This window comes from Chroococcidiopsis thermalis PCC 7203, from assembly GCF_000317125.1.
GTDB classification, from domain to species: Bacteria; Cyanobacteriota; Cyanobacteriia; order Cyanobacteriales; family Chroococcidiopsidaceae; genus Chroococcidiopsis; species Chroococcidiopsis thermalis.
The window spans coordinates 3,064,944-3,091,186 of record NC_019695.1 but is presented as its reverse complement, the minus strand read 5'-3'; the positions used below and the strand labels follow the sequence as shown (position 1 = coordinate 3,091,186).

Genomic DNA, 26,243 nt, shown 5'->3' with positions numbered 1-26,243 from the left:
TTCAGCCCCCCGATTAAATCTATGGAATTAGCAACTACTACCAATCTTCCCAGCAGCGATTTAGATGCCTTTTGGATGCCGTTTACGGCTAATCGTCAGTTCAAGGCTAGTCCCCGTTTGTTAGTGGCGGCTGAGGGGATGTATTACACCACATCTGACGGACGGCAGATAATTGATGGTACGGCGGGGTTATGGTGCGTCAATGCGGGTCACGGTCGCCGAGAAATTGCCGATGCGGTACAAAAACAGGTAATGCAGTTGGATTTTGCTCCGACGTTTCAGATGGGACATCCAGCACCGTTTGAATTGGCAACACGGCTAGTAGAACTGTTACCTGGAGATTTGAATCGCGTCTTTTTTACGAATTCTGGTTCGGAATCTGTCGATACGGCTTTGAAAATTGCGATCGCCTATCATCGGCTTAAAGGTCAAGGGGCGCGGCAAAGACTAATTGGTAGAGAACGCGGCTATCACGGGGTCAATTTTGGTGGTACGGCGGTGGGAGGCACGGGAGCAAACCGCAAGTTATTCGGCAACATCGTAACTGGAATCGATCATTTATCCCACACTCATAATTTAGAACATAACGCCTTTACTCGCGGACAACCTAAGTGGGGCGAGCATTTAGCTAACGAGTTAGATCGGTTGGTAACGTTACACGATGCCTCAACCATTGCTGCTGTTATTGTGGAACCAGTTGCAGGATCGACAGGAGTTTTGCTACCACCAGTCGGATATTTGCAAAAGTTACGCCAAATTTGCGATAAACACGGCATTTTACTGATTTTTGATGAAGTGATTACGGGTTTTGGACGTTTGGGTAAGCCATTTGCTGCTGATTATTTTGGAGTCATACCAGACATAATTACGGTGGCAAAAGGAATTACCAACGCGACTGTGCCGATGGGAGCGGTATTCGTGCGCGAGGAAATCTATCAAACCTTTGTCCAGGGAATAGAAAACGGGATTGAATTTTTCCACGGCTACACCTACTCCGGTCATCCCGTCGCCTGTGCTGCGTCTCTGGCTACGTTAGATATATACAAAAAAGAAGGATTGCTGACTCGCGTATCAGAAATTGCGGATTACTGGGAAAATGCCGTCCACAGTTTGCGCGGTTTACCCCATGTTATCGATTTACGCAATTTGGGATTGGTAGGAGCGATCGAACTAGAATCAATTCCAGGCAAACCAGGAGCAAGGGGATATGAAACTTTTGTCAAATGCTATCAGCAAGGGGCATTAGTCAGAGCAGCGGGAGATAATATTGCGCTGTCGCCACCGCTGATTATTGAAAAGCAGCATATCGACGAACTATTTGGCGTGGTAACGGATGTGTTGAAGCAATTAGCGTGATGATTACATAGACTGTAGGGGCGCACAGCTGTGCGCCCCTACAAATTTTGCGTATTAATCGATCGCAAATTTATCGGCTTTCAGAAGCGACTCTGACATCTGTATCGCTGGGTTCCAACTGCTGGGGTGGCTGAGGTGGACGACGAGATTGAAAGCGATCGCGCAAATTACTGATAACAATGTACAGTACTGGCACGACAAACAAACTCAAGAACGTTGCCACGAACATGCCGCCAAATACTGCCGTACCAAGTGCTTGACGACTTTTTGCCCCCGCACCCACGGCAATGACTAGGGGGAAAATCCCTAATAAGGTCGAAAGAGCCGTCATCAAAATTGGTCGCAAGCGTTCCTGGGATGCTTGAATTGCTGCTTGCGTAATTGACAGTCCGCGATCGCGCAATTGGTTGGCAAATTCTACAATCAGAATTGAGTTTTTACTTGCCAATCCGATCAACATCACCAAACCAACCTGACAGTAAACATCATTCGGTAAACCCCGCAGATTCTGAGCTAACAACGCTCCGAAAATTGCTAGGGGAACCGCCAGCATGATGATCAATGGATCGACGTAATTCTCGTATTGAGCCGCCAGCACTAGGAATACGAAGACCAAGCCTAAAGCAAAGATAATCGGTGCTTGACCACCTGATTCTGTCTCGTCTAAGGAAATCCCCGACCACTCGTAGCCCATACTAGCTGGGAGAACCTCCGCTGATAGTTTTGCCATCGCGTCCATTGCTTGTCCGGTACTAAAACCAGGAGCCGCAGAACCGTTAAGTTCGATCGAGCGGAAGAGGTTATAGTGTGTAATTGACTGCGCTCCAGTAGTCGGGGTGACTTTTACCAAGTTGCTCAGCGGAATCATCTGCCGCTGGTCGGGATCGGTTTGATTCGATCGCACGTATAATTTACCAATATCCTCTGGATTCGAGCGAAACTGCTTGTCGGCTTGGACGTACACCCGATAAGTCCGCCGTTGTAGGTTGAAATCGTTGACGTAGCGCGAACCCATGTATGTTTGCAGGGTATTTAAAATTTCGTCTACATCGACTTGTAAGGCTTTGGCTTTGTTGCGATCGATCTCGATCTCCATTTGCGGCGCATTTGCCCCAAAAGTACTAAAGACAGCTGACAATCCAGGGGTTTGATTTCCACGTTGCATCAGTTGTTGCATTACGCCGACAAGATCGTTGAGAGGAAGATTTCCCTGACGGTCTTGCAGTTGATATTGGAAACCGCTGACGCTACCCAAACCGCGAATTGCGGGCGGATTTACAGGCAGAATTCTAGCTTCGGGAAATTGGGAAACAACACCGCGCATCCGATTAATCAGAGCTTCTGCCGATTGATTTGCCCCTGGACGTTCGCCCCAAGGTATGAGCGGGGTAAAAATTGCTCCCCTGTTAGCGGTGTTACCCGTACCACCAATACCGAAACCACCAACGGCAAAAGTTGCTTTGACTTCGGGTAATTTCAGATATTCAGTTTCGATTTTCCGCATCACGTCGCTGGTGTAGTTCAGCGAAGCTCCTTCGGGTCCTTGAATTAGGGTGATGAAATAACCTTGGTCTTCATCGGGTAAAAATCCGGTGGGGACAATTTGATACAACCATGCCGTTAGTCCTAAGAAGACGACAAATATTCCCAAAACAATCGGTTTGATCCGCGTTAGGAAACTGAGCGATCGCTCGTACTTGTGGCGCGTCCAATCGAGGAAGCGATTAAACTTACCAAATACCCAAGCTATAGGACCCCGTGCAGGTGGTTTTTGTCGCAGCAACAAGCCTGCGAGTGAGGGCGTAAGGGTCAGCGCCAAGAAGGTAGAAATTGTAATTGAAAAGGCGATCGTCAGCGCAAATTGCCGATAAATTTGTCCTGTGGCTCCTGGGAAAAAGGCGACGGGGACAAACACCGCCATCAATACCAAGGAAGTTGCAATCACTGCCCCAAACAATTCGTGCATCGCCTCTGATGCTGCTTGACGCGGTGGCATTCCCTCATCTTGAATCAAGCGAGAGATATCTTCCACAACAACGATCGCATCGTCTACTACCATCCCTGTAGCAAGGGTTAAACCGAACAACGTCAAAGAGTTAATCGAGAAATTGAACGCTTTAACAAAAGCAAACGTGCCGATCAAAGCTAGAGGAATTGTCACAACCGGAATCAAAGTCGTGCGCCAGTCCTGCAAGAACAGGTAAATCACCGCAATTACCAGCGCCACAGACATGAGCAGGGTAATAATGACTTCTTTGAGGGACTCTTCTACAAATAAGGTCGTGTCATAGGCTACCTGATATTCCATCCCTGGCGGAAATTGTTGAGATAGCCGTTCCATTTCGGCTTTAACATTTCGTGCCACCTCCAAATCGTTGCTACCTGGAATCGGAAAGATCCCGATCCCTACCGCCTCTTGACCCCGATACCGCAGGAACGAACTGTAGTTTTGCGCCCCCAATTCTACCCGTCCTACATCGCTCAATTTAATCAGGGTTCCGTCTGGTGCGGTCGAGATTACCATGTCTTCAAACTGAGACACGTCAACAAGTCTACCCACAGCCCGCAAGTCAATTTGATATTGCTGCCCGTCTTCTGTAGGCGGCTGACCGATTTGCCCCGCGCCTACTTGCAAGTTTTGTTCTTCGACGGCATCGACAACATCTTGTGCTGCTAAATTGCGGCTGGCGAGTTTATCGGGATCTAGCCACAGGCGCATAGCATAGCGACGTTCGCCAAAAATCCGCGCCTCGCTCACGCCCTTGACTCGTTGCAAGGCATCGACCATATAAAGATCGACGTAGTTGCTCAAGAAAACGTTGTCATATTGTTTGTTAGGCGAGAATATACCCATGCCTAACAGCAGGTTGTTGGTCTGCTTTGTCACCGTCACGCCGACTTGACGCACTTCTTGCGGCAACTGCGGTTCGGCGATCGAAACGCGGTTTTGCACGTCTACAGCAGCAATATCGAGATCCCGTCCTGCTTCAAACGTGACTGTAATCGTACTCGTACCGTCGTTGGCGCTACTGGAGTTGATGTATCTCATCCCATCAACGCCGTTAATTTCTCGTTCTAGTACTGTCGTTACTGTATCTTCTACGACTTCTGCACTTGCCCCAACATAGTTAGCAGTGACTTGCACTTGGGGCGGCGCAATTTCAGGATATTGAGCGGCGGGCAGGGTAGGAATGCTAATCGCTCCTACCAGCAAAATAATGATGGCGCAGACGCTCGTAAAAACTGGTCGCTTGATAAAAAAGTCAACAAACATGAGGGAGTAGGGAGTAGGGTAGTTGTAGAGGCGGGTTTACCAAGCGGCTTTGCTACTAGCAAAAATTTCAGGTGAACCCGCCCGTACAGGAGTAGGGAGTGGTTCATAGTTCATAGCTAATAGTTGATTGCTATTAACCATTGACCAATAACTATTGACCATTGACTCCCTTGTCTCTTTAAGATTCAGGGGCGATCGGTGCGCCGTCTCTAAGGTTGAGCAGTCCTGAAGTAATAATTCGCTCTCCGGGTTTTAATCCTTCGAGAACCTGGTAATTGTTACCTTGAATGCTGCCTAATTTCACGGGTTTTTGCCGTGCTATCAGCTGTGGTTGTCCCGATTGTGCCTGTTGAGACTGTTGTTGTGGTGCTGATTCTGCTACATAGACGAAGTTTTGACCGCCAATCCGGTTAATTGCCGTTGTGGGAACGAGAATGCCTTGGCGTTGATTCCAAATGACTCTCGCTCTTACATATTGGTCGGCACGCAGTTGATTTTGGGAATTTTCAAATAGAGATTTGACGAGTACGGATTGGGTATTAGTAGCGGTGTTAGGGGCAATGAAAAAGACCTTGCTCGTCCCTACACGCTTGCCTTGTCCGTCAAGCAGCTCGACTGGCATTCCCTGGCGTAGTTCTGGTCCCCGTTCGATGGGTACGGAGATATTGACTTCTAGGGGTTGGTTCTCGGTAACGCTTGTGAGTTGGGTTGATGTGTTGACAAAATCCCCCTCTTTGACCGGAATTCGCCCCACTGTACCCGCAAAGGGTGCGGTAATCGTGTAGTATTTCAGTTGCGCTTCCTGTCCTTGGGTATTTGCTCTTGCTTCTGCCAAGGCTTTTTCCTGTTGAGCTACGGTAGCTTTCTGAGCGGCAATGCGTTTGTCGATCGCATTGAGTTCGGCTTTTGCCGTAGCGATTCTATTGGTATAATCATCCGCAACCGATCGCGCTACCGCTCCTTGGTCGGCAAGGTCAGAATATCTCTTGTATTCTTTCTCGTTGAATCTGACATTCGACAAGTTGGAAAGGCGTTCTGCTTGCAAGGAACTCAGGGTTGCTTCGGCATTTGCCACTTCTGCTTCGGCAGCTGCGATCGCGGCGCTAGAACTCCTGACGGCTGCTTGTTGTTCTTCTGGATCGATCTGGATTAGGTTCGCTCCTCGATTGACGCGATCGCCCGGACGAACGAAAATACGAGAGACTTGCCCTTGAATTCTCGGCTGTAAAGTCACGGATCGTCGCGATTCTAAATTGGCAATATACTCGCTACTTTCGCTGACTGCTCCTGATTCTAGGGTGGCTAGCCTCACCTTAGTTGGCGGTTGCTGCTGTGCGGCTGAATTGGCGTTTTGATTTTTGGGTGCGAGTAAATACCATAGTCCAACTCCGCCACCAATGGCGATTAGACCGACCAATAACCACATCCACGGCTTGCGTTTACCTGGGGGTTTGTCTTGGACTTGTTTTCTCTCATCCGTAGCGGATGCTTTAGGTTCTGATGATTCCATATTGAATAGAAAGCTTGCTAAATAAAAGTTTTGACTAACGAAGAGTCAGGAATTCTCTAAAGAGAATTGTAATTTTGGCTTATTGCCTCACCTTTGTGTAATAATTCATCGGTCAATACCAAACTCTACAGTTATCAGTTACATGTAACGTCTGTACAAAGAAGTTGTCAGTTAGCGGTTTGATTACTTAAGTAGTGACTCCTGTAATAACGGTGAAAGTTATATTCGTAATAGGGTTAAATTCCCTTCTATACGCGATCGAGATTATTGGTTGTCTCCAATTCAAGTCACTTAAATTCGTTCCGGCGATTTTTGTTGAATGTTTATTGTCAAAAGTTGCTGTAACTGAGTAATATAAATTGACAAAACTTCCGCACGAAAACTGTAATAACAGTATTGCCCTGCACGCCTAGTTTCGATCAAACCGACTTTAACTAACTCCTTAATGTGATGAGAAACTGTTGCTTGCGATACAGGAAACTGCTCGACTATTTCTCGGCAAGATAGCTCATCATGGGTAGCGATCGCTGTTAGAATTTCCAATCGTCGTGGCTCTGCTAGAGCTTTTGCCACTTGCTGAAATTGGGCTGCGTCCATTTGAAATATTTCCTAGTTACTCAACCAATCGACGCAACCTAATACATAGTTTCAATAACATAGCCTTAATCACTATGCCTGAATAACTATAGCTTCAATAACTCACAGTTTTAATACCTATAGTTTCAGTAACACAGTTTCAGTAACTATGTATAAATAACCCTGTCTAAATAACTATGTCGTTTATATATTGATATACATCGATTAACTGCTCCTGTCAACCGCTAGCACCCAGATTGAACGACCGATCGCGAATCTACACCTTTTTCAGATTTTTGCGACTTCAAACCTCCAATTTCTATTGCTATGACAGAATTTTTAGCTCCTGCTTCTCCTTATATAGATTAAATCAAAATTACCGATTCTGATTTCCGACTTAAGATAGATGTAGTTAACAAAATTAACATCAATTCTCTCACTACACCCTACACCCCACACCCCACACCCCACACCTCACACCCGCATCAACACGCACCACTCTCTTACCGTCAACCAACAACCAACAGCAAAAAAATAGTCTAATGGTAGATGTGGACTATTGGCTCAAATCTAAGGTTTGCTGCAATGAATTTTTTTCAGCTCCAGTCACCTCCAAACGCGACACGTCGATGGAGACGATTGTTGACTAAGTTGTTATTACTATTCGTCGTATTTTCGTACTGCCTGGGAATACCCTCTGCCCTAGCAGGAATCAACGACGACAATTATGAGGGGAACGTTTTTGTGTTGTATGGTGGAAATGCCTCACTAGTACCACCAAAAACAACGTTAGAAAAATCTATGGCAGCAAGCGATCGCGCCACGCTGCTAGTGTTGTACTTAGACGATTGCAGCGATTGTAAGCAGTATGCTTCAGCAGTATCGCGGATGCAAGCCTTCTACGGTCGGGCAACAGATATCATTCCTGTCAATGTAGACACCATTTTACCGGAATTGACCTACAAGCCCACCGAACCTGGCTACTACTACAAGGGTGCAGTTCCGCAAGTTATTGTATTCGACAAAGCGGGTAAAGTCGTCCTGAATGAAACAGGGCAAGTTCCTTACGAACGAGTAGATGACACCCTGCGAGAAGTATTTGACTTATTACCCCGTACCGAATCATCTGAGTTGAAACGCCGCTCTTTCAATGAATTTAGTTCTGAAGTGACGGAATAGGAGCGAGGAGTGAGGAGCAAGGAGTGAGGGAAAGAGAGTGGTGCGTGGTGCGCTCAGGAAAGGGTTTAGGGTGTGGGGTTTAGGGTGTGGGAATTTTGGATATTGAATTGATTTTCTCCTCTGCTTCCTTGTCCCCCTTGTCCCCCTTGTCCCCCTTGTCCTTTACCTCGCCCCTCGCTCCTCACTCCTCACTCCTCAAAATGTATTGCAGATGCGCAGACAAAAGGACAATTTTTAGGCAAAATGATCGGCAATAGCCCCAACTAGTCACTGGTTCCACTAGCCACCAGCCACCAGCCACTAGCCACTAGTTAATGACAAAAGCGTACACTACACAGGAGCTAATTGAGATTTTGGCAGCCGAACGCCAAGCCTGTCTCCAGGGACAAAGGCTCAACTTGGCGGCGCAACCTTCGGGTAATATTGCGATCGACAAGTATCTCAAACCCGAAGGCTTGCAAAAATTTACTGCCTATCAAGACTTTAAGGCAGCAGTACATCGTTACCAAATAGAACATGGCGTATCTGGCATTGTCTGGCGACAGATGACGGTTAAAGGTAAAACAATCGCATATCCTGAAGTTGATGCCCACTTAATCGCCGTACCTGAAGATTTGGAAATCTTGAAGGAGCATAGATCCGCGATCGCCGAGTTTTGGCAAGAAGTCACGGCAGGAATGGATATTTACCTGAGTATCAATCACGGCAAAGGCTACCGACAGATTACGCCAGTTGATGTCGAAAGAATTATGCACCGAACCCAATGGGCGACCCTGTGGAAATCAGAAAATATAAATTTTCTCGAAATTATTCTGCAACTGGGTTGGGGTCAACCCCAAGAAGCAGCCTACAAACGCGGCTGGCCCGATTCTGGTAGCGAGTACGTTCATGCTGTGAATCCGGGGAATCGACCGATTTGTTGATAGTACGCTGGTTGTAGAGACGTTCCATGTAACGTCTCTACAACTCCCTAACCCCTTCGATTAAACAAAGTCGAACTCGACTGATCCACGGGCATCATCAAAACTTCGCTGATATTCACGTGGGGCGATCGCGTGACGCAGAAGAAAATGACATCGGCTACGTCTTCTGGCGTGAGGGGTTTGAGTCCCTGATACACTTGATTTCCTCGTTCGGTATCGCCGTGAAATCGAACTTGGCTGAATTCCGTCTCTACCATCCCAGGATCGACGGATGTAACCCGCACGGGAGTCCCCAGTAAGTCTTGTTTTAAGCCTTCAGAAATTGCTTTGACGGCGGCTTTAGTAGCACAATAGACATTACCGTTAGGATAAGTTTGATGTCCTGCGATCGAGCCGAGGTTGACAACATGTCCCCGTCCGCGACTTACCATTCCTGGGACGATCGCACGGGTAAAGTAAAGTAACCCTTTGATATTGGTATCGATCATTTCTTCCCAATCTTGGTAACTGCCTTGATAGAGCTTGTCTAAACCGCGACTCAGACCAGCATTGTTAATTAAAACGTCAATCGCGGAGAATTCAGACGGCAACTGAGCTAAAGCCGATTCTATACTGGTGCGATCGCGCACGTCCAACTGCATAGTATGTATATCGCTGGCAAATTCTTTATTAAGATCGTCTGCCAATTGTGCTAATCGTTCTTGACGACGGGCTACTAAGATTAACTTAGCACCAGCTTGGGCAAATATTTGCGCTGTCGCTTCACCAATGCCACTACTTGCACCCGTAATTAATACAATCTGATGTCGGACTGAAACCATACTCCTTTCTGAAAAGTCAAAAGTCAAAAGTTAAAAGTCAAAATTTAGGAGCCAGGAGTCAGGAGCAGTTTTTCTTCCTCAGTTCCCTCAGCTCCCTCAGCTCTCTTCTATGGCTTCTGCGCCGCAGGTGGATTTTTGCCGACTACATTAAGGCGCTGAGTTACCAGTGTCATGCCATCGCCTCGGATGAGTACGGCAGAAACCCAGTAGCGATCGGGTTTGATGGGAGCGCGACCGATTTTAAATAGTCCGCCGGATGAGAGTAACTCTAGATCCACCCGCGCCGGATTTGCAAAATTATCGGGTCTAATTGGTTCTTCGATCGCCGCACCGAGGAGATAATCGTCGCCTAATGGTTCTCGCACGACTGCATCAAAGTTATATTGCTGCCCGGGTTTTACCTGCTGCGGTAGTTTGACTTCTACCGTTGGCGGTTTGTCTCCAGTTTTAATTTGACTTTGCTCGGAAAGAATTTCCTGCTGTACGATTTGACCGTTCTCGTACCTCTGTTTAGATCTAATGGTGGCATCGAGTAGCGTATTACCAACCGCTTGCGGCTGCGTGCCAGTAATCTTAGTCACCGTCTCTGCGATCGTAGCCCTGCCTTGAGGTTGCCATGAGAGCAGTTGCGTCTGATACTTGAGCTGCGGGTAACTCTTCCATAGGGCAGTTAAAGCTTGTGTCATGCTTTGGCGCGTTAAGCCATCGGAATGAGTGAAATTGGGACTATAAAACTTTAATACCTCATTAATGTTGCGTTGGTTGGCAGCCGCATCAATTTGCGCAATTATGTTTGTCAGTTCTGCGGGTGCGTTGAGCGGTACTGGTGGCTGAGGCTGAGGCGCATTAGTGGGGGTGGATGCTGGCGGGGTTTGTACTGGAGCTTGGGCAACGGTACGGTTGCTTGAGACTATGACAGAGAGTGCTAGCAGTACTGGAACTAACAAGCAAGCAGACAGAGAATTCAAGATTTTACCCATTGGCGATCGCCTAAATATTTCCCGATTGAGCAAGTTAGCTGTCATGACAATTCGCAATTTGCAATTTGCAATTCGCACTTTATGACCAATGACCGAAAACAACATCATTTGCTCTATCTTAGGTTAACCTGTGTCTTGACTTGGTAGAAGGGAATGGGGGATGCACGGATGCGACTATTGATTGCAGCAAGTGGCACTGGCGGACATTTGTTTCCGGCGATCGCCACTGCGGAACAGTTATCAGATTACCAGATTGAGTGGTTGGGGGTTCCGAATCGATTAGAGACTCAATTAGTTCCATCCCAATATCGCTTGCATACTATCGATGTAGAAGGCATTCAGCAACGCTTGGGGCTGGGTACGGTAAAAATTTTAACTAAACTGGCTCTTGCTATTTTTCAGGCGCGACAGCTACTAAAACAGGGGCAGTTTCAGGGGGTGTTAACAACGGGTGGATATATTGCGGCTCCAGCAGTTATTGCAGCGCGATCGCTTGGTTTACCCGTTATTTTGCACGAATCAAATGCTATTCCCGGCAAAGTGACTCGCTTTTTAAGTCGTTGGTGTAGTGTTGTGGCGATTGGGTTTGAACCAGCAGCAAAATACTTATCTGGAGTCAAAACCATCTTTACAGGTACGCCCGTGCGATCGCAGTTTCAAGTAGAGGCACTAGATACGCTACCACCTCTAGATTTAGCTATCCCTGAGAACGTACCGCTGATTTTAATTGTCGGTGGTAGTCAGGGAGCGGTAGCTGTCAACAAGTTAGTGCGGCAGTCTGCTACGGCTTGGTTTGAGGCTGGAGCGTGGGTGGTACATCAGACGGGAAGTAACGATCCTGACGTGGAAAGTTTGAAACATCCGCAGTATATTGCACTGCCTTTTTATGACAATATGGCGCGGCTGTTGCATCGGGCAAGTTTAGTTATTGCCAGAGCTGGAGCTGGTACGGTAACGGAATTAGCGATCGCCCGCAAGCCAGCGGTTTTTATTCCCCTACCAACAGCAGCGGAAGATCATCAATATTACAACGCTCAAGTTTTAGTGGCAGCGGGAGCAGCTTTAGTCTTTCGTCAACCAGAATTAACACCGGAAATCTTAACCAAAGAAGTTTTAAGTTTGTTGCATTCACCTGAAAAGTTAGCTCAAATGGGAAAAAAAGCAGGCGCGATCGCAGTAGTTGATAGTGCTGAAAGATTGGCACAGTTAGTCCGCGAAATAGTGTAGTAGGGGCGGGTTTACCAACTATCTCTGCTGCAATCTGAGATCTTCCTAAACCCGCCCTCCGATATTTTGTACAACCTACCAAGTTAAACTATCGGTAGAATTTGTGATTTCCAGTTGTAATTTGAGATTGAGGAAACTATGCAAATAACCGAACGCTACTACACCCAAGATGAGTATTTAGCTTTAGAAGAGATGGCTAAATTTAAGAGTGAATATATAAACGGTGAAATTATTCCAATGGCAGGCGGAACGACAAATCACAATCGGCTAGCACTAAATCTTAGTACTGGACTAAATTTTGCTTTCAGACAGCAAGACTACGAAGTTTTTATGGGTGACGTGCGTTTGTGGATCCCTGATAAGAACATTTACACCTATCCCGATGTCATGATAATTGCCGGAAAGCCAGAGTATTACAATAATCGTAACGATACAGTGACTAATCCAATTGTCATTGCCGAAATTTTATCTAAGTCTACCCAAAGTCGCGACCGTCAAGCAAAATTCGAGGATTATAAAACTATTGCTTCTTTCCAAGAATACATATTAATCGACCAAACCAAAATTAATGTCATGCAGTATGTGAAGACGGGAAGAAAGCGCTGGGAAATTCGAGAATATGATATAGAAGATGAAATGATTGCCTTACACTCTGTTCTCTTTCAAATCTCTCTAGAAGATTTATATAACAAAGTTGACTTTGAGGCAGAGCAGTTAGAGGAAGCTAATCCCGATAGTTAATTTCTCCCAGTTTGCATCCATTGACGAGAACCGAAAGACTGACAAGACCGAGCAGCAATTTTTGCCGCAGCTCCTAAAGCTTCAATAAAATTGTGCTGAAGAATGTAATGACAAAAAGCCCCGTGAAAAATATCTCCTGCACCGAGAGTATCTACAGGTTTAATTTGAGGAATTTCTAGAGATTTGATTTTCCCATCATCTAAAAACTGAATTGGTTGTTCTCCCTGAGTTATCGCAATATGAGGAATTTCTATTTGGGAAAGATAGGCAAAGACTTCCTCCATGTTGTGACAATTGGGAGGGCGAAAGTTAGCAGAACAGATAATGTAGTCTGCAAAAGACAGAACTTTTTCAAATCCAGGTTTCCAACTCCCACCATCAACAACAACAGGAATATTATTAGCTTTAGCAAGTTGGGCGATCGCTTCTCCTACTAACATTTGATGTCCGTCAATTAAAACTATATCTACACCTTGTAAAATATTGTTTGAGATAAATTCAGGTGTCACTTGGTTTTTGACAGCATTAATAGAAACTACTGCCCGTTCCCCCGTCTCTTGGGAGACAATAATTGACGAGACAGGCGGCGGTTCAGTTTGACTGGGTGCTAAATCTGCGATCGCCACTCCATAAGTTGCTAAATCTGCTCGAACTAGCTGAGTAATCGGGTGGCTTCCTACTATTCCTAACAAAGTAGCCTGATTCCCCAAATAACTAAATGTGACGGCAGCATTAGTAGCAGGACCCCCAGCTGCAACAACATAATCGGATGCAACAATTTTCTGATTGTTAGTTGGTGGGGATGGAGCTAAATAAACAAAATCTAGGGTGACTAGACCAACAAATAGCCCGCGAACACTTTTAACTTCGCTTCGATTTATCATGAGCTATAAACTCTAGCTTTTACTTAATCTTGCCCTAGCAAATCTAAAGCAATTAACAATGCTTGGTTTAATTGCAACATTGCCTGATGCGAGAGCATTCCTCGTAAGCGCAAAAGACGAGCTTTAGATAAAACGCGCACCTGGTCTGCCATAGCAATAGAATCTTTACTCAATCCCCCATCTGATGCACGAATTAAAACTTGAGTCGGATAAACTCGCTGATCTGGCTGATAAGTAGTGCAAGGAACGGCTAAAATTACAGGACTATAGGCATTAATTGCATCGCGACTAACAATGATGATGGGTCGAGTTCCTCCTTGTTCAGAACCTTCAACGGGTTCGAGGCGGGCATCATAGACTTCTCCCCGTTTCACACCTGAGAAGCCCCTAGACTTAAAGCTTCCCAGCTAGCAGGAGCAAACTCAGCTTCCATTCTTAGCACTTCTGCTTGATAGTCTGGGTCTTGTGCCATCTCAGCTAGGGCTGCATCAATCTCTGCTCGTTGTAGTGTTGCCAGTTCGTGTCGCAAAGCTTGAGCTACAAACTCATTACGGCTCTTGGCTTTCCCTTCGCTAACCATTCTATCGGCGGCTTCTAGAAGCTCAGAAGGTAGAGTGAGAGTGGTACGTACCGTCCGTTCCATGTCTTTTATAGTGGCTAAATTGATGTCTCAAGTGGCATCATTTTTAGCTTAGCTCAAAAACAATTACTGGAAACTTTGCAGATACGATCGCATTCCCCAAAATGTTAGGTTTGGTTCATACATAATTTTTCGATCTGTGAATTCAGGATGGAGCGATCGCAGATATTCCAGTAGCAACTTACCATCGCCTCCTTTAAAACAAATCTGACTATCGGGAAATTTTTCCCACCAAGCCGTAACAAAATCGCGAATGCTGGCAATTAGCGTGTAGATAACTCCACTTTGGATTGCTTCTGAGGTATTCATCGCCCAGCGTTCGGGTAAAGAAAGAATTTCGGGAGTTGTTATTGATGGCAAATTAGCCGTTTTTTGCCCTAAAGACTGCAACTGTAGGCTCAATCCTGATAATATCGCCCCACCAACCAAACAGCGATCGCCATCTGCACCTGTAAAAGTTAATGCTGTCCCTGCATCAATAACTAAGACGGGAAAACCGAAAGCTTCTCCAGCTCCCAACACAGCTAAAGCGCGATCGATCCCTAGTGTGGAGTAAATTCCTGAAAGGGGAATTTTATCTAGCGAAATTACGTGTGCTTCTGGGTATGCTTGCCACAGCGCTGTCTGACTAGGAACAACAGAAGCAATGTAGATGGGTAAGAGGCGAGAGGCGAGAGGCGAGAGACGAGAGGTATTTAAGTCAGGAGACAGAATTTCTTGGGGAAGATCGGCAAAAGTCTTACACTGAGCTAGCTGTTGCTCAATCAACCTAGAAAGATGGGGAGTATCCCAAGTCACTTGGATCTCTTCGCCTGCAAACCAAGCCCAATGCAACCGAGAATTGCCAATTTCCAAACCCAGCCAAGCTTCCATCTCAGTTATCAGTTAATTCCGACTTACGACTTACGATTTACTTTTAGCTTTTTTAACCCACTGATAATTTATTTAATAAAGCTTTACAAGAAAGACGTGAGAGAATGAAGATAAGGAAATAATACTTAAAAATTATAGGGGAGAGGACTAATGGTAGTACTCGCCGATAGAAAGCAAAATCGCCTGACAATCCAGACAAGTGAAATTGCTGCCAATACCACAGCAATTCGATCGCTCGACTGGGATCGCGATCGCTTTGACATTGAATACGGTCTGCAAAACGGTACAACGTATAACTCATTCATCATTCAGGGCGAACGAACTGCCTTAGTTGATGCTTCCCACGAAAAATTTCGCCATCTGTATTTAGATAGCCTCAAAGATCTGATTGACCTTTCACAGCTAGATTACATCATTATCAGCCACACCGAGCCAGACCATAGCGGCTTGGTTAAAGACGTGCTGCAACTCGCACCCAACGCCACGGTTATCGGCTCCAAAGTTGCCTTGCAGTTTCTTGAGGACATGGTACACCAACCATTCCAACGCCAAATCGTCAAAAATGGCGATCGCCTCGATTTAGGCAACGGACACGAACTGGAATTTGTCAGCGCGCCTAATTTGCATTGGCCCGATACTATTTTTACCTACGATCGCGCCACCCAAATTCTCTACACCTGCGATGCTTTTGGGTTGCATTACTGCGACGAGCGCATGTTTGATGAAGATTTAACCGCGATCGAAGCGGATTTTCAATACTACTACGAGTGTTTGATGGCTCCTAATGCCCGTTCTGTGATCTCTGCGATGAAACGGATGGGTGAATTAGGGAAAGTCAACATCATTGGTACTGGTCACGGACCTTTACTCTCTCACAATGTTGCGGAACTCACCGGACGCTACCGTAGTTGGAGCCAAAATCAAGCTAAGACAGAAACCACCGTCGCCCTGTTTTACACTCCAGACTATGGCTATAGCGATCGCCTTGCAGCTTTTATCTCCCACGGGATAGATAAAACGGGTGTTGCTGTAGAGATGGTCGATATGAGGACAACCGACCAGCAAGAAGTGCAAGAAATTGTCGGTCGCAGCGCCGGAGTTATCATTGGGATGCCTCCCAGCAGCCTCAGCGATCCCGCCCACGATACTCTCAGTTCGATTTTGGCAGCTGTCAAAGCCAAGCAAGTCTTTGGTCTATTTGAATCTGGGGGTGGCGACGACGAACCGATTTATCCACTGCAAAATAAGTTTCGTAACTTGGGCTTGACTCCAGCTTTTGGTATCATTCGGATTCAAGATACCCCGACAGAGAATACATACCAGCAGTGCGAAGAATCGGGAACGGACTTGGGGCAGTTACTGACGCGCGATCGCAGTATTAAACAGTTAAAAGCCTTCGCCGCCGACTTAGAAAAAGCCCTGGGAAGAATCAGCAGCGGACTTTACATTATTACTACCCAAAAAGGCGAACTCTCTGGGGCGATGTTAGCTTCTTGGGTTGCCCAGGCTAGTTTTCAACCCTTGGGAGTCACGATCGCAGTGGCAAAAGACCGGGCGATCGAGTCTTTGATGCAGGTCGGCGATCGATTCGTCTTGAATGTCTTGGAAGAAGGTAACTACCAAGCCCTGATGAAGCACTTCCTCAAGCGCTTTCCCCCTGGCGCTGACCGCTTTGCTGGAGTCAAAACCCAAATGGCAACGAATGGTTCTCCTATTCTTACCGATGCCCTTGCTTATATGGAATGCGAAGTCGCTAGCCGGATGGAGTGCAATGACCACTGGATCGTCTACTGTACGGTTTATGCAGGTCGCGTCTCCAAACCAGAATCTATCACCGCCGTTCACCATCGGAAATTAGGAAATTCTTACTAGAATTGGGGTTGCTGTTGTATTAATTCAAGATAAGAAAATGTCAGAAGAAGAGGGACTGGAGAAAACATCTGCTCAGTTACCATCTGCTTCTGACGCTTCTGCCGAGCCTACAGCCCTTTCCCAAGTAGAACAACGCATAGCTAAAGCAAATTCTCCTCAAGAAGCCTTGTTTTGGACTCAAATACGGGGAGAAATCATCAAACAAAATGAAGTTATTAAGGAAGGTAAACAGGGGCGTTTCATACAGAACATACAGATATGGCGACGAATAGGTGTTTCTGTTGCTGCTCTTACAATAGGTTTAGTGCTATTCATTAATGGCTCGACTGAAGCAGGGTTGCTAGTACTGGGAGCATTTCTGTACGAACTTGCACCAGACTTAGTAAAAGAAACATTTTCAGGCAGAGACAAAGGAAAAGAAGATGATTAGTAGACCTGCACAAATTGAAGGGTTTCGCAGCATAATCGCAGGATTAATTCTTGCCTTTGTTACAGCTTATCTGCTTTTTGTGGTTGGAAAAAATGAGACAACATCTGGAATAGACCAAGTGTTGCTAATTATCTCAGGTATGACTACAGTTGCTGCCTTATCTGCTTTCGAGCGGTTTATAGGAAGAGAACGAAAAATGAATTCATCTTTAGATGAAATCTTGTTTGACGAAGTTGATATTAGCAAAAGCATTGTAGAAATAGAAACAAGTGAATCAAGTATTAGTCAAAAAGGCAAAGTTGCGGTTTCTCAATCCTTGCCTTGGGATGTAAGCATAAATCAATTAATCGGGATAGATAATTCATTAGCATTAGCAAAATTAAGACTTGAATTAGAAAGAGAACTCAGAAGAATTGCTTACGAACATGGTATCGATATTTCAACACGTCCAATAGGTATTGTAGGCATGGCTGAAGAGCTTGTTGCCAAAGAAATTCTCTCGCCCGATTCGTTAGTACTGTTGATGAAAACTAACAGCACTTGCAATAGAGTAATACATCGTGGCTCCAAAATATCTGATGCAGCTACTAAGTCAGTGGTTAGAACTGGTGTTGTAATTTTAGATTATTTGCTTTCGGTGACAGCAGAAGAGAAATCAAGTGACTCCTAATTTAAATGCATTAAACCATGCTAGAAACAAAACCCCGCGACGTTCAAGTTCTACCCATCGGGATCGATACAACTATAGTGCGATCGCGCAGTTGGGCGCGGCTACGCTTTGAAATTGAGTACGCCCTTGCTAAAGGCACGACGGCAAATTCCTATTTTATTCAAGGCGATAAAACTGCCTTGATTGACCCTCCCGGCGAAACTTTTAGCCAAATCTATCTCGAAGCTTTACAGCAGCGCTTCGACCTCAAAAGTTTAGATTACGTCATCTTAGGACACGTCAACCCCAACCGCGCCGCTACTCTCAAAGCCTTGTTAGAAGTTGCCCCCCAAATTACTTTTGTCTGTTCTAATCCTGGGGCGAAAAATTTGCGTACCACGATGGAAAGTGAAGATTTATCCATTTTGGTGATGCGAGGAGATGAAACCTTAGATTTGGGCAGAGGGCATCTTTTACAATTTATTCCTACTCCCAATCCTCGCTACCCCGACCACCTTTGTACTTACGATCCGCAAACCGAAATTCTCTACACCGATAAACTATTTGGCGCACATCTGTGCGGCGAACAAGTATTTGATGAAGGCTGGGAAATTTTTAACGAAGACCGTCGCTATTATTTCGATTGTGTCATGGCTCCCCATGCACGACAAGTAGAAACGGCGCTGGAAAAACTTGCCGAATTACCCGTGAGAATGTATGGCGTAGGTCACGGTCCCATCGTTCGCTATGGATTGATCGAACTCACTCAAGCTTATCGTCAGTGGAGCAAACAGCAAACCTCTCAGGATATAACCGTAGCCTTGCTCTATGCCTCAGCTTATGGTAGTACTGCAACACTAGCACAGGCGATCGCCCGTGGAATTACTAAAGCTGGAGTCGCCGTAGAATCGATCAACTGCGAATTTGCCGAACCCGACGAGATCCGCACCGCTGTAGAAAAAGCTGCTGGGATTGTCATCGGTTCCCCCACCCTTGGCGGACACGCACCAACTCCAATTCAAACCGCTTTAGGGATCATTCTCTCTACCTCTAGCAGCAACAGACTTGCAGGGGTTTTTGGTTCCTTTGGCTGGAGTGGAGAAGCAATAGAATTAATTGAAGGTAAACTCAAAGACGCTGGTTATCGATTTGGATTTGAACCGATCCGCGTCAAATTCAAACCTACTGACGTCACTTTGCAGCTATGTGAAGAAACAGGTACGGATTTTGCCCAAAGTGTCAAACGGGCGAAAAAAGTCAGAATCGCACGTCAACCAGCTAGCAACGTAGAACAAGCTGTAGGACGAATTGTCGGTTCTCTATGCGTCGTTACCACTAAAAAGCACGAAGAAATTTCTAGTGCGATGCTAGCTTCTTGGGTATCTCAAGCCACATTCAATCCGCCAGGACTCACTGTAGCTGTGGCTAAAGACCGTGCAATTGAATCGATGCTGCATAGCGGCGATAAATTGGTTTTAAATGTCTTGGCAGAAGGAAGACAATTACGCAAGCACTTTATGAAATCCTTTGCCCCAGGCGAGGATAGATTTGCCAATGTTGCTACGGAAACATCTGAAAACGGCTGTCCCATTCTCACTGATGCTTTAGCGTATCTCGAATGTACGGTTAATAATCGGATGGAGGCTGGCGATCACTGGATTGTCTACGCGATCGTCGATAACGGAAAAGTCCTCAACCCCGATGGTGTCACCGCCGTCCATCACCGTAAATCAGGGAATCATTATTAAAAATGTAGAGACGTTACATGTAACGTCTCTACATTTTTAATCCTTCAATTCCTTGGGAGACTGATAATAAACAACTCCGCCTGTATCTGAGACGAAATAGCAAGATTTATAGGATTGCCATAAAGCCCGCAATATGGAAACCTGAGACTTGCGATAGTAATTTCCCAAGATTGGTTTAATTGCTTCCGTCGCGGTGCGCAGGTGGTAGTGTGGCATATTCAGAAATATGTGATGTGCCACGTGAGTCCCAATATCGTGATGGATGGGGTTAATCCAGCCGTAATCGCGATCGATTGTTGATAAAGCCCCTCTTAAGAAATACCATTCCTCACCCCGATACCAAGGAATATCCGGTTCTGTGTGGTGTAAGAATGTTACCAAGTCCAGCCAGATCACAAAAATGACGTATGGTACTAGGTAATATTTCAGCAAGAACATCCAGCCATATAGGTAAGTCAGTCCACCTAAGAAAGCTATCATCAATCCACAGCAGATCGTACTCGTAATCACATCCCACTTTTCGGAAGGACGAAACAGATTGCTGCTAGGTAAGAAATGCGAACCCTGTTTTCCAGGCGATCGCTTAAATAAATAGAGTGGATACAAGAACAAAATTAGTTGAAAGCGTAGTAGTTTTTCATACCAAGCCATCTGTCGATATGTGGCTTCCGTCACCGGATACCAGCTTTCATCTGTATCGATATTGCCAGTGTTATTGTGATGGGTTCTGTGACTGATCCGCCAACCATGAAAAGGGACGAGAATTGGCGTGTGTGCCAAATGCCCGACTAAGTTATTCAACCACTTATACTTAGAAAACGAGCGATGTCCGCAATCATGTCCAACCACAAATAAAGCCCAAAACATGGTTCCTTGCATCACCCAAAAAATGGGAAAGAACCACCAAGAGTCGATTGCACTAGCCACTACGTAGAGAAGGCTAATAATACCTATATCTAAAAAGAAGTAGGCAAGCGATCGCCAAGTAGATGGTTGAAAGCACTCGGCAGGGATTGCAGCTTTCAGTTCTGCCAGCGTGAAGGGAAGGCTTGCCCGATCTTGGCTAGTTTCCTTGCTTCCCAGATTTTCTACACTACTAACAAGCTCGAATGGCACAGAGTTTTTTAGTTTTAAACAGCGAACATTATTGTAATGCCAAAATGTAACGAAATTTGAATAAATCTCTGATAATAACGAATTTTTATCGAGAATATCAATTTGATTTTATTGTCAATGCGATCGCGGTGACACATAACACACATGTAGGGGCGCACAGCTGTGCGCCCCTACGACAATTCTATGGTAGAAACGTTATTCCACCCGCTTTTCCAAATATTGACCGATCATCTGTTGTTCCCCTGCACGGGAAATAATTGTCTGGCGCGTACGATACTTATCGCCAATTAGTTTTAATTGTTCCTCAAAGACTGAGCCATTATACTCAGTTCGCAGACACATGGTTTCCGATTCTAGAAAGTAATATTCAGCTGTTACAGGTTTAGTCGTGGCAAAACCGCGATCGCGATATAAAGTAGAACCTGCAACTCCAAACATTGTTGCACCTTTTGACTGCTTCTTCTGTGACACCGAATCCCGGCTTTCCCAACTTACTTCTGCACCACAAGTTAAGATACCTGGATCGCTCAATTGATGTAATTCTGCTAATTTTCTTAACTCATCGCACCCTGGTTCTAAAAACCTGATGGTAATGTAGCTGACCATTTCCTTAGTTTCGCCATCAGGTAACGTATAGTATCGTCGTTGCGATCGCCATTCACCCGCCGACTTGCGAAAGAACTCAGCAACTTTCTGGGATGCCGATGCTTCATCAACTTGAGCCAATCTTAATTGTGATGTCACGGTTAGCAAGTCCTTACATACTATGTATTCATCTTGCGCATCTTAGTCCCCCTACTTGGGGATGTTCCAGAAAGCAAGATCTTGTTAATATTTTTAACGATTGACTATATATTAAGTCAAAATTCTCAAATTTGACATCTTGTAGATGAATTAACTCTTCAGAGTGACTTCGCACCAGAGCTTACCAAGAAGGCGGTTGAGTGGTTGTAATTGTTGACACAATTAGGGAATTCGGCAGTCGGAAGCATCTAGCCACCAGCCACTAGTCACTAGTCACTGACACCCCCTAGACCGATCGATAAACATTGAGCTATGATTAACGATTGTGAGTTTTTTAAAAATGATGAACGCGCAAGAAATTATCCGCTCGATTGAAGCGGAGCAGTTGAAGTCGAATTTACCTGAGATCTATATCGGTGACACGGTAAAAGTCGGGGTAATTATTCAAGAAGGTGGCAAAGAACGTACTCAGCCTTATGAAGGCGTAGTTATTGCCATGCGTAACAGCGGCATTAACAAAACGATCACCGTGCGCCGCGTATTTCAGGGTGTAGGTGTAGAGCGAGTCTTTCTACTGCATTCGCCTCGAATTGATAGCGTTAAAGTTATGCGACGTGGTAAGGTACGACGTGCTAAGCTATACTACCTACGCGATCGCGTAGGGAAGGCAACTCGGATCAAGCAACGGTTCGATCGCGCCCTGTAATTGCAATTGGGTAACTGTTGCAAGTCACGCAAGAAAAATTACCCAATAGCAATCGCGAAGATCGCGCTTCAGGTCGCCAAATTGCGTTAGACTAGAATCCAGCCAAATTTGTGCGCTCTTAGTTCAGTTGGTAGAACGTCGGTCTCCAAAACCGGATGTCGGGGGTTCAAGTCCTCCAGGGCGCGCTCTCAATCAGGCAAATCCCTTACCCAAAAGCGCGATCGAATGCTAGCTATCGCCAGCAAAAGTAGAAGCTTTTGGGTAAAATTAGTTGGTGACGACCCAGATCTTAAATATATATAAGTTAGATCGGCTGGACTCGAACGAACTGCTCAGTCTGAACAAAACAGTCAAGCAGTGAGGGTTAAACCGCGATCGCTTCTATTATCAATTGAGGTGTAAAGCAACCGTGAGCAAGAAAAACGAAGCCGAGATCCAACAAAGCAGTGGATTTAGCGTCACCGACTTTTTAAAGGGAACTAAAGAGGAACTTGATAAAGTAGTTTGGCCCAGTCGCCAACAGCTAATCAGCGAATCTTTAGCCGTACTATCAATGGTGGCACTATCTGCCACAATGATTTACCTCATTGATGCGTTGTTTGCTTGGGCAGCAAGAAAGGTATTCTAATGACTTTTGCAACAGACGAGCCAGGTGACTCTCGCCGCGAAGAAGAGGCAAAACCAGCGATCGCGGACACAGCAGATCGCAAACCGCGTTGGTATGCCGTACAAGTCGCCTCTGGCTGTGAAAAGCGCGTGAAAGCAGACTTAGAGCGGCGGGCGCAGACATTCGACGTATCCGAGCGCATTTTTCAAGTAGAAATTCCGCAAAGTAAAGCCTTCAAAATCCGCAAAGATGGCAGTAGGCAAGAAACGGATGAAAAAGTGTTTCCTGGTTACGTGCTAGTCAAAATGGCAATGGACGATGAAACGTGGCAGGTAGTGAAAAATACCTCTCACGTCATTAACTTTGTCGGAGCCGAACAAAAGCGTGGTAGCGGTCGCGGTCGCGGTCACGTTAAACCCCTACCCCTCAGTCCCCCAGAAGTAGAAAGAATCTTTAAGCAAGCTCAGGAACAGGAGCCAGTAGTCAAAATCAATTTGGCGGCTGGAGATCGAATTATCGTGTTAACTGGTCCGTTTAAAGACTTTGAAGGCGAAGTGGTGGAAGTCAGTCCAGAACGGAGTAAGCTAAAAGCTTTACTCTCAATTTTCGGACGGGACACGCCCGTAGAATTGGAGTTCAATCAGGTTCAGAAACAAGGCTAGAACAGAGAAATGGCAAAGAAAGTAGTTGCGGTCATTAAGCTGGCATTGAATGCTGGTAAAGCTAACCCAGCACCGCCAGTCGGACCAGCGCTAGGTCAGCATGGCGTGAATATTATGATGTTCTGCAAAGAATACAACGCCAGAACCGCCGACCAAGCAGGAATGGTCATTCCCGTAGAAATTTCGGTGTTTGAAGACAGAAGTTTTACATTTGTCCTCAAAACTCCTCCTGCTTCCGTATTGATTCGTAAAGCAGCAGGGATCGAGCGCGGTTCCAACGAGCCAAATAAAAAGCGAGTTGGTTCGATTTCAACAGCTCAGTTGCGGGAAATCGCTCAAACGAAGCTACCAGACCTGAACGCTAATGATATCGATGCTGCGATGAAAATTGTGGCAGGAACGGCGAAAAACATGGGCGTAAACGTTACTGAGTAGTCATTCGTCATAGCCTTCGGCAAGGGCTATTCTTCGAGAAGCCACCCTTCGGGTGTCTACGCCCTAAGTCATTTGTCATTTGTAAGTGACAAAAGACCTCAAAGTAAACGGCAGCAAAATTATATCGGGGGAGAGGCAGGAAGCTTCGCAACGACCCCAGGAGAGAAAAATGGCAAAAAAAGTATCGAGAAGATTGCGATCGCTGCAAGAGAAAGTAGAAGATCGGGCTTATGCGCCGATTGAAGCGTTGCAATTATTAAAAGAAACCGCTACAGCTAAGTTTCCCGAAGCCGCAGAAGCACATATACGGTTGGGAATCGATCCGAAATATACAGACCAACAGCTCAGAACGACAGTTGTACTACCCAAAGGTACGGGTCAAGAAGTCCGCGTTGCCGTGATTGCTAGAGGTGAAAAGGTCACAGAAGCGAGCAACGCAGGAGCAGATATTGTTGGCTCTGAGGAATTAATTAGCGAAATTCAAAACGGTAGAATGGACTTTGACAAACTCATCGCCACACCCGATGTGATGCCCCAGGTGGCAAGATTGGGTAAGCTGTTGGGTCCACGCGGTTTGATGCCATCGCCCAAAGGGGGAACGGTAACGTTTGACATAGCCAGTGCAATTTCGGAGTTTAAAGCTGGTAAACTAGAATTTCGTGCCGATCGCACGGGAATCGTTCACGTTATGTTTGGGAAAGCAGCTTTCCCCGCCGAAGATTTGTTAGTCAATTTGAAGGCGCTACAAGAAACTATCGATCGCAACCGTCCCTCTGGTGCAAAAGGTCGTTACTGGCGTACTATTTTTGTTTCCGCGACTATGGGACCTGCAATTGAAGTTGAAATCAGCGGCTTACGAGATCTCAAGATGACAGAAGCAGCATAATTTATGGTAATGGGTAATGGGTAATAGGTAATGGGAAGTCAAAAGTCAATAGTCAAAAGTCAAAATCGCTGGCAATCACTGACTGCTGATAAATAACCAACTACTAATTACCAATTACCAACTACCAATCAAAAATTGATAGCCGAAGACAGCAGGGGCTAATTAGCTTAATATCCTGCCGAGGTTTGTACAAAAATGTTTTTGATGACACTAGTTATAGTGAAGTCGAAATAACATGACGTACACCGTGTCACCTCGGCTCTTGAGTCGAGGTTTTGTTTTGGGTGGGTAGGGTAGGAGACACGGATTTCATGTGAATTGGTCGATCGCATTCCAAGCTAGGAGGTGAAATGAATGGGTAGAACCATAGAAAACAAACAAGAGATCGTGGCGGATCTCAAAGCTACTTTGAGTGAGTCCCAACTCGCTCTTGTAATTAACTATCAAGGGTTATCAGTAGCTGAGATTACAGATTTACGGCGGCGATTGCGCCCAACCGGAACAGTCTGTAAAGTAACCAAAAACACGCTGATGGGCATCGCGATTAGCGGTCAGGATAACTGGCTAGCTATGGAAGAATTGCTCCAAGGTTCTTCAGCATTTTTGCTGGTAAAAGAAGATATCAGCGGTGCAATCAAGGCTTACCAGGACTTCCAAAAAGCCAGCAAGAAAACTGAATTGCGCGGTGGCGTAATGGAAGGTCGTCTGCTGAAAGAAGCAGATGTTAAGGCACTGGGAGACTTGCCATCTAAAGAGCAGCTTATGGCTCAAATTGCCGGAGCTATCAATGCATTGGCAACCAAAGTTGCTGTGGGTATCAACGAAGTTCCATCTTCGCTGGCGCGTGGTATTCAGGCGTATGCCGATAAAGATGTCTCGGCTGCGACCGAAACAGATGCTGCTTAATCAGTAGCGAGAAAGACAAGCACAAATTTAGATTACATAGGAGTTAATTGCATGTCTGCTGCAACCGATCAAATTTTGGAACAACTCAAATCTCTAACTTTGCTAGAAGCATCTGAGTTAGTTAAGCAAATCGAAGAAGCCTTTGGCGTAAGTGCTGCTGCTCCTGCTGGAGGCATGATGATGATGGCTCCTGGTGCTGCTCCTGGCGCTCCTGCTGAGGAAGTCGAAGAGAAGACTGAATTCGACGTAATTCTGGAAGAAGTCCCCGCTGATAAGAAGATTGCCATCCTGAAGCAAGTGCGCGAACTAACAGGTCTAGGCTTGAAAGAAGCTAAAGACTTGGTAGAATCTGCACCCAAGCCAGTGAAGGAAGGCATTGCTAAAGAAGCGGCAGAAGAAGCTAAGAAGACTCTAGAAGCTGCTGGTGCTAAGGTGACTGTTAAATAGATCCCCCAACCCCCTTTTTAAGGGGGTTTTCGATCGCCATCTGTAGAGACG

Annotated in this window: 27 protein-coding genes, 1 tRNA gene and 1 other annotated feature; of the genes, 17 read left to right on the top strand and 11 right to left on the bottom strand. The window is 45.8% G+C overall.

Annotated features, from left to right (window positions below; all coding sequences use genetic code 11):
* Nucleotides 1-21: 21 nt before the first annotated feature.
* Complete coding sequence (gene aptA / locus CHRO_RS13640) at nucleotides 22-1,356, top strand: omega-aminotransferase AptA (RefSeq protein ID WP_015154794.1); 1,335 nt, start codon at nucleotides 22-24, stop codon at nucleotides 1,354-1,356.
* Nucleotides 1,357-1,426: 70 nt separating this feature from the next.
* Here aptA and CHRO_RS13635 read toward each other — a convergent pair whose 3' ends face one another.
* The 3 genes from CHRO_RS13635 to CHRO_RS13625 all read right to left on the bottom strand — a co-directional run bounded on the left by CHRO_RS13635 (nucleotide 1,427) and on the right by CHRO_RS13625 (nucleotide 6,737).
* Nucleotides 1,427-4,630 carry an efflux RND transporter permease subunit gene (locus CHRO_RS13635; RefSeq protein WP_015154793.1) on the bottom strand — a complete coding sequence of 1,068 codons (3,204 nt, stop codon included), beginning with the start codon at nucleotides 4,628-4,630 and terminating at the stop codon, nucleotides 1,427-1,429.
* Nucleotides 4,631-4,808: 178 nt separating this feature from the next.
* Nucleotides 4,809-6,140: an efflux RND transporter periplasmic adaptor subunit gene (locus tag CHRO_RS13630; protein ID WP_015154791.1), complete on the bottom strand. Its 1,332-nt coding sequence runs from the start codon at nucleotides 6,138-6,140 to the stop codon at nucleotides 4,809-4,811.
* 291 nt (nucleotides 6,141-6,431) lie between these two features.
* Complete coding sequence (locus CHRO_RS13625) at nucleotides 6,432-6,737, bottom strand: ArsR/SmtB family transcription factor (RefSeq protein ID WP_015154790.1); 306 nt, start codon at nucleotides 6,735-6,737, stop codon at nucleotides 6,432-6,434.
* A 564-nt stretch (nucleotides 6,738-7,301) separates the two neighbouring features.
* Here CHRO_RS13625 and CHRO_RS13620 point away from each other — a divergent pair.
* Together CHRO_RS13620 and CHRO_RS13615 are read left to right on the top strand one after the other, a co-directional pair.
* Nucleotides 7,302-7,895, top strand: coding sequence for a thylakoid membrane photosystem I accumulation factor (locus tag CHRO_RS13620; RefSeq protein WP_041463116.1), 594 nt, complete (start codon nucleotides 7,302-7,304; stop codon nucleotides 7,893-7,895).
* Nucleotides 7,896-8,209: 314 nt separating this feature from the next.
* Nucleotides 8,210-8,818: a hypothetical protein gene (locus CHRO_RS13615; RefSeq protein WP_015154788.1), complete on the top strand. Its 609-nt coding sequence runs from the start codon at nucleotides 8,210-8,212 to the stop codon at nucleotides 8,816-8,818.
* Between the two features lie 47 nt (nucleotides 8,819-8,865).
* Here CHRO_RS13615 and CHRO_RS13610 read toward each other — a convergent pair whose 3' ends face one another.
* On the bottom strand, nucleotides 8,866-9,639 hold the full coding sequence (locus tag CHRO_RS13610; protein ID WP_015154787.1) for an SDR family oxidoreductase: 774 nt from the start codon (nucleotides 9,637-9,639) through the stop codon (nucleotides 8,866-8,868).
* Between the two features lie 107 nt (nucleotides 9,640-9,746).
* Entirely contained in the window at nucleotides 9,747-10,664 is a 918-nt protein-coding gene (locus CHRO_RS13605) for a nuclear transport factor 2 family protein (protein ID WP_199755596.1), read from the bottom strand.
* 108 nt (nucleotides 10,665-10,772) lie between these two features.
* Here CHRO_RS13605 and murG point away from each other — a divergent pair, with 108 nt between their 5' ends.
* The gene (gene murG, locus CHRO_RS13600; protein WP_041462471.1) at nucleotides 10,773-11,846 is read left to right on the top strand and encodes an undecaprenyldiphospho-muramoylpentapeptide beta-N-acetylglucosaminyltransferase; all 1,074 of its coding nucleotides are present in this window, start codon (nucleotides 10,773-10,775) and stop codon (nucleotides 11,844-11,846) included.
* Nucleotides 11,847-11,984: 138 nt separating this feature from the next.
* Nucleotides 11,985-12,587, top strand: a complete 603-nt coding sequence (locus CHRO_RS13595) for a Uma2 family endonuclease (protein ID WP_015154784.1) — start codon at nucleotides 11,985-11,987, stop codon at nucleotides 12,585-12,587.
* Here the strand turns inward: CHRO_RS13595 and CHRO_RS13590 are convergent.
* The 4 genes from CHRO_RS13590 to CHRO_RS13575 all read right to left on the bottom strand — a co-directional run bounded on the left by CHRO_RS13590 (nucleotide 12,584) and on the right by CHRO_RS13575 (nucleotide 14,984).
* Complete coding sequence (locus tag CHRO_RS13590; protein ID WP_015154783.1) at nucleotides 12,584-13,471, bottom strand: sugar kinase; 888 nt, start codon at nucleotides 13,469-13,471, stop codon at nucleotides 12,584-12,586. The two genes, CHRO_RS13595 and CHRO_RS13590, sit on opposite strands and share 4 nt — an antisense overlap.
* A 23-nt stretch (nucleotides 13,472-13,494) precedes the next feature.
* The gene (locus CHRO_RS13585; protein WP_015154782.1) at nucleotides 13,495-13,845 is read right to left on the bottom strand and encodes a type II toxin-antitoxin system PemK/MazF family toxin; all 351 of its coding nucleotides are present in this window, start codon (nucleotides 13,843-13,845) and stop codon (nucleotides 13,495-13,497) included.
* Nucleotides 13,842-14,114: a ribbon-helix-helix domain-containing protein gene (locus CHRO_RS13580; protein WP_015154781.1), complete on the bottom strand. Its 273-nt coding sequence runs from the start codon at nucleotides 14,112-14,114 to the stop codon at nucleotides 13,842-13,844. Before CHRO_RS13580 ends, CHRO_RS13585 begins: the two co-directional genes overlap by 4 nt.
* 63 nt (nucleotides 14,115-14,177) lie before the next feature.
* A complete protein-coding gene (locus CHRO_RS13575; RefSeq protein ID WP_015154780.1) occupies nucleotides 14,178-14,984 on the bottom strand; it encodes a pantothenate kinase in 807 nt (268 codons plus the stop codon).
* 150 nt (nucleotides 14,985-15,134) lie between these two features.
* Between CHRO_RS13575 and CHRO_RS13570 the strand changes: the two genes are divergently transcribed.
* The 4 genes from CHRO_RS13570 to CHRO_RS13555 are packed head-to-tail and all read left to right on the top strand — an operon-like array spanning nucleotide 15,135 to nucleotide 19,683.
* Nucleotides 15,135-16,856, top strand: coding sequence for a diflavin flavoprotein (locus tag CHRO_RS13570; RefSeq protein WP_015154779.1), 1,722 nt, complete (start codon nucleotides 15,135-15,137; stop codon nucleotides 16,854-16,856).
* A gap of 37 nt (nucleotides 16,857-16,893) precedes the next feature.
* Nucleotides 16,894-17,286: a hypothetical protein gene (locus CHRO_RS13565; RefSeq protein WP_015154778.1), complete on the top strand. Its 393-nt coding sequence runs from the start codon at nucleotides 16,894-16,896 to the stop codon at nucleotides 17,284-17,286.
* Nucleotides 17,279-17,956: a hypothetical protein gene (locus CHRO_RS13560; RefSeq protein WP_015154777.1), complete on the top strand. Its 678-nt coding sequence runs from the start codon at nucleotides 17,279-17,281 to the stop codon at nucleotides 17,954-17,956. Before CHRO_RS13565 ends, CHRO_RS13560 begins: the two co-directional genes overlap by 8 nt.
* A gap of 17 nt (nucleotides 17,957-17,973) precedes the next feature.
* Entirely contained in the window at nucleotides 17,974-19,683 is a 1,710-nt protein-coding gene (locus CHRO_RS13555; RefSeq protein WP_015154776.1) for a diflavin flavoprotein, read from the top strand.
* Between the two features lie 36 nt (nucleotides 19,684-19,719).
* On the opposite strand, the gene CHRO_RS13550 is transcribed toward CHRO_RS13555, so the two are convergent.
* Together CHRO_RS13550 and CHRO_RS13545 are read right to left on the bottom strand one after the other, a co-directional pair.
* Nucleotides 19,720-20,766 carry a fatty acid desaturase gene (locus CHRO_RS13550; RefSeq protein WP_041463114.1) on the bottom strand — a complete coding sequence of 349 codons (1,047 nt, stop codon included), beginning with the start codon at nucleotides 20,764-20,766 and terminating at the stop codon, nucleotides 19,720-19,722.
* A 228-nt stretch (nucleotides 20,767-20,994) separates the two neighbouring features.
* Entirely contained in the window at nucleotides 20,995-21,543 is a 549-nt protein-coding gene (locus tag CHRO_RS13545) for a phycobiliprotein lyase (protein WP_015154774.1), read from the bottom strand.
* A gap of 343 nt (nucleotides 21,544-21,886) precedes the next feature.
* Between CHRO_RS13545 and rplS the strand changes: the two genes are divergently transcribed.
* The 8 genes from rplS (at nucleotide 21,887) to rplL (ending at nucleotide 26,192) form a co-directional block, all read left to right on the top strand.
* Nucleotides 21,887-22,249: a 50S ribosomal protein L19 gene (gene rplS / locus CHRO_RS13540; RefSeq protein ID WP_039716820.1), complete on the top strand. Its 363-nt coding sequence runs from the start codon at nucleotides 21,887-21,889 to the stop codon at nucleotides 22,247-22,249.
* A 112-nt stretch (nucleotides 22,250-22,361) separates the two neighbouring features.
* A tRNA-Trp gene (locus tag CHRO_RS13535) sits at nucleotides 22,362-22,434 on the top strand.
* 224 nt (nucleotides 22,435-22,658) lie between these two features.
* On the top strand, nucleotides 22,659-22,877 hold the full coding sequence (secE, locus tag CHRO_RS13530) for a preprotein translocase subunit SecE (RefSeq protein WP_015154772.1): 219 nt from the start codon (nucleotides 22,659-22,661) through the stop codon (nucleotides 22,875-22,877).
* Entirely contained in the window at nucleotides 22,877-23,518 is a 642-nt protein-coding gene (gene nusG, locus CHRO_RS13525; RefSeq protein WP_015154771.1) for a transcription termination/antitermination protein NusG, read from the top strand. Before secE ends, nusG begins: the two co-directional genes overlap by 1 nt.
* Nucleotides 23,519-23,527: 9 nt before the next feature.
* On the top strand, nucleotides 23,528-23,953 hold the full coding sequence (gene rplK, locus CHRO_RS13520) for a 50S ribosomal protein L11 (protein WP_015154770.1): 426 nt from the start codon (nucleotides 23,528-23,530) through the stop codon (nucleotides 23,951-23,953).
* A 169-nt stretch (nucleotides 23,954-24,122) separates the two neighbouring features.
* Nucleotides 24,123-24,839 (top strand): 50S ribosomal protein L1, encoded by a 717-nt coding sequence (gene rplA, locus CHRO_RS13515; protein WP_015154769.1) that lies wholly within the window; start codon nucleotides 24,123-24,125, stop codon nucleotides 24,837-24,839.
* A gap of 124 nt (nucleotides 24,840-24,963) precedes the next feature.
* Nucleotides 24,964-25,127 (top strand) — a sequence feature (ribosomal protein L10 leader region).
* 66 nt (nucleotides 25,128-25,193) lie between these two features.
* Complete coding sequence (gene rplJ, locus CHRO_RS13510) at nucleotides 25,194-25,745, top strand: 50S ribosomal protein L10 (RefSeq protein ID WP_015154768.1); 552 nt, start codon at nucleotides 25,194-25,196, stop codon at nucleotides 25,743-25,745.
* Nucleotides 25,746-25,796: 51 nt separating this feature from the next.
* Complete coding sequence (rplL, locus tag CHRO_RS13505) at nucleotides 25,797-26,192, top strand: 50S ribosomal protein L7/L12 (protein ID WP_015154767.1); 396 nt, start codon at nucleotides 25,797-25,799, stop codon at nucleotides 26,190-26,192.
* Nucleotides 26,193-26,243 lie beyond the last annotated feature (51 nt).

What these genes read in the sequence shown, in the direction of transcription:
- aptA (WP_015154794.1), top strand. Translation starts at nt 22, where the DNA reads ATGGAATTAGCAACTACTACCAATCTTCCCAGCAGCGATTTAGATGCC.
- CHRO_RS13635 (WP_015154793.1), bottom strand. Translation starts at nt 4,630, where the DNA reads ATGTTTGTTGACTTTTTTATCAAGCGACCAGTTTTTACGAGCGTCTGC.
- CHRO_RS13630 (WP_015154791.1), bottom strand. Translation starts at nt 6,140, where the DNA reads ATGGAATCATCAGAACCTAAAGCATCCGCTACGGATGAGAGAAAACAA.
- CHRO_RS13625 (WP_015154790.1), bottom strand. Translation starts at nt 6,737, where the DNA reads ATGGACGCAGCCCAATTTCAGCAAGTGGCAAAAGCTCTAGCAGAGCCA.
- CHRO_RS13620 (WP_041463116.1), top strand. Translation starts at nt 7,302, where the DNA reads ATGAATTTTTTTCAGCTCCAGTCACCTCCAAACGCGACACGTCGATGG.
- CHRO_RS13615 (WP_015154788.1), top strand. Translation starts at nt 8,210, where the DNA reads ATGACAAAAGCGTACACTACACAGGAGCTAATTGAGATTTTGGCAGCC.
- CHRO_RS13610 (WP_015154787.1), bottom strand. Translation starts at nt 9,639, where the DNA reads ATGGTTTCAGTCCGACATCAGATTGTATTAATTACGGGTGCAAGTAGT.
- CHRO_RS13605 (WP_199755596.1), bottom strand. Translation starts at nt 10,664, where the DNA reads ATGACAGCTAACTTGCTCAATCGGGAAATATTTAGGCGATCGCCAATG.
- murG (WP_041462471.1), top strand. Translation starts at nt 10,773, where the DNA reads ATGGGGGATGCACGGATGCGACTATTGATTGCAGCAAGTGGCACTGGC.
- CHRO_RS13595 (WP_015154784.1), top strand. Translation starts at nt 11,985, where the DNA reads ATGCAAATAACCGAACGCTACTACACCCAAGATGAGTATTTAGCTTTA.
- CHRO_RS13590 (WP_015154783.1), bottom strand. Translation starts at nt 13,471, where the DNA reads ATGATAAATCGAAGCGAAGTTAAAAGTGTTCGCGGGCTATTTGTTGGT.
- CHRO_RS13580 (WP_015154781.1), bottom strand. Translation starts at nt 14,114, where the DNA reads ATGGAACGGACGGTACGTACCACTCTCACTCTACCTTCTGAGCTTCTA.
- CHRO_RS13575 (WP_015154780.1), bottom strand. Translation starts at nt 14,984, where the DNA reads ATGGAAGCTTGGCTGGGTTTGGAAATTGGCAATTCTCGGTTGCATTGG.
- CHRO_RS13570 (WP_015154779.1), top strand. Translation starts at nt 15,135, where the DNA reads ATGGTAGTACTCGCCGATAGAAAGCAAAATCGCCTGACAATCCAGACA.
- CHRO_RS13565 (WP_015154778.1), top strand. Translation starts at nt 16,894, where the DNA reads ATGTCAGAAGAAGAGGGACTGGAGAAAACATCTGCTCAGTTACCATCT.
- CHRO_RS13560 (WP_015154777.1), top strand. Translation starts at nt 17,279, where the DNA reads ATGATTAGTAGACCTGCACAAATTGAAGGGTTTCGCAGCATAATCGCA.
- CHRO_RS13555 (WP_015154776.1), top strand. Translation starts at nt 17,974, where the DNA reads ATGCTAGAAACAAAACCCCGCGACGTTCAAGTTCTACCCATCGGGATC.
- rplS (WP_039716820.1), top strand. Translation starts at nt 21,887, where the DNA reads ATGAACGCGCAAGAAATTATCCGCTCGATTGAAGCGGAGCAGTTGAAG.
- nusG (WP_015154771.1), top strand. Translation starts at nt 22,877, where the DNA reads ATGACTTTTGCAACAGACGAGCCAGGTGACTCTCGCCGCGAAGAAGAG.
- rplK (WP_015154770.1), top strand. Translation starts at nt 23,528, where the DNA reads ATGGCAAAGAAAGTAGTTGCGGTCATTAAGCTGGCATTGAATGCTGGT.
- rplA (WP_015154769.1), top strand. Translation starts at nt 24,123, where the DNA reads ATGGCAAAAAAAGTATCGAGAAGATTGCGATCGCTGCAAGAGAAAGTA.
- rplJ (WP_015154768.1), top strand. Translation starts at nt 25,194, where the DNA reads ATGGGTAGAACCATAGAAAACAAACAAGAGATCGTGGCGGATCTCAAA.
- rplL (WP_015154767.1), top strand. Translation starts at nt 25,797, where the DNA reads ATGTCTGCTGCAACCGATCAAATTTTGGAACAACTCAAATCTCTAACT.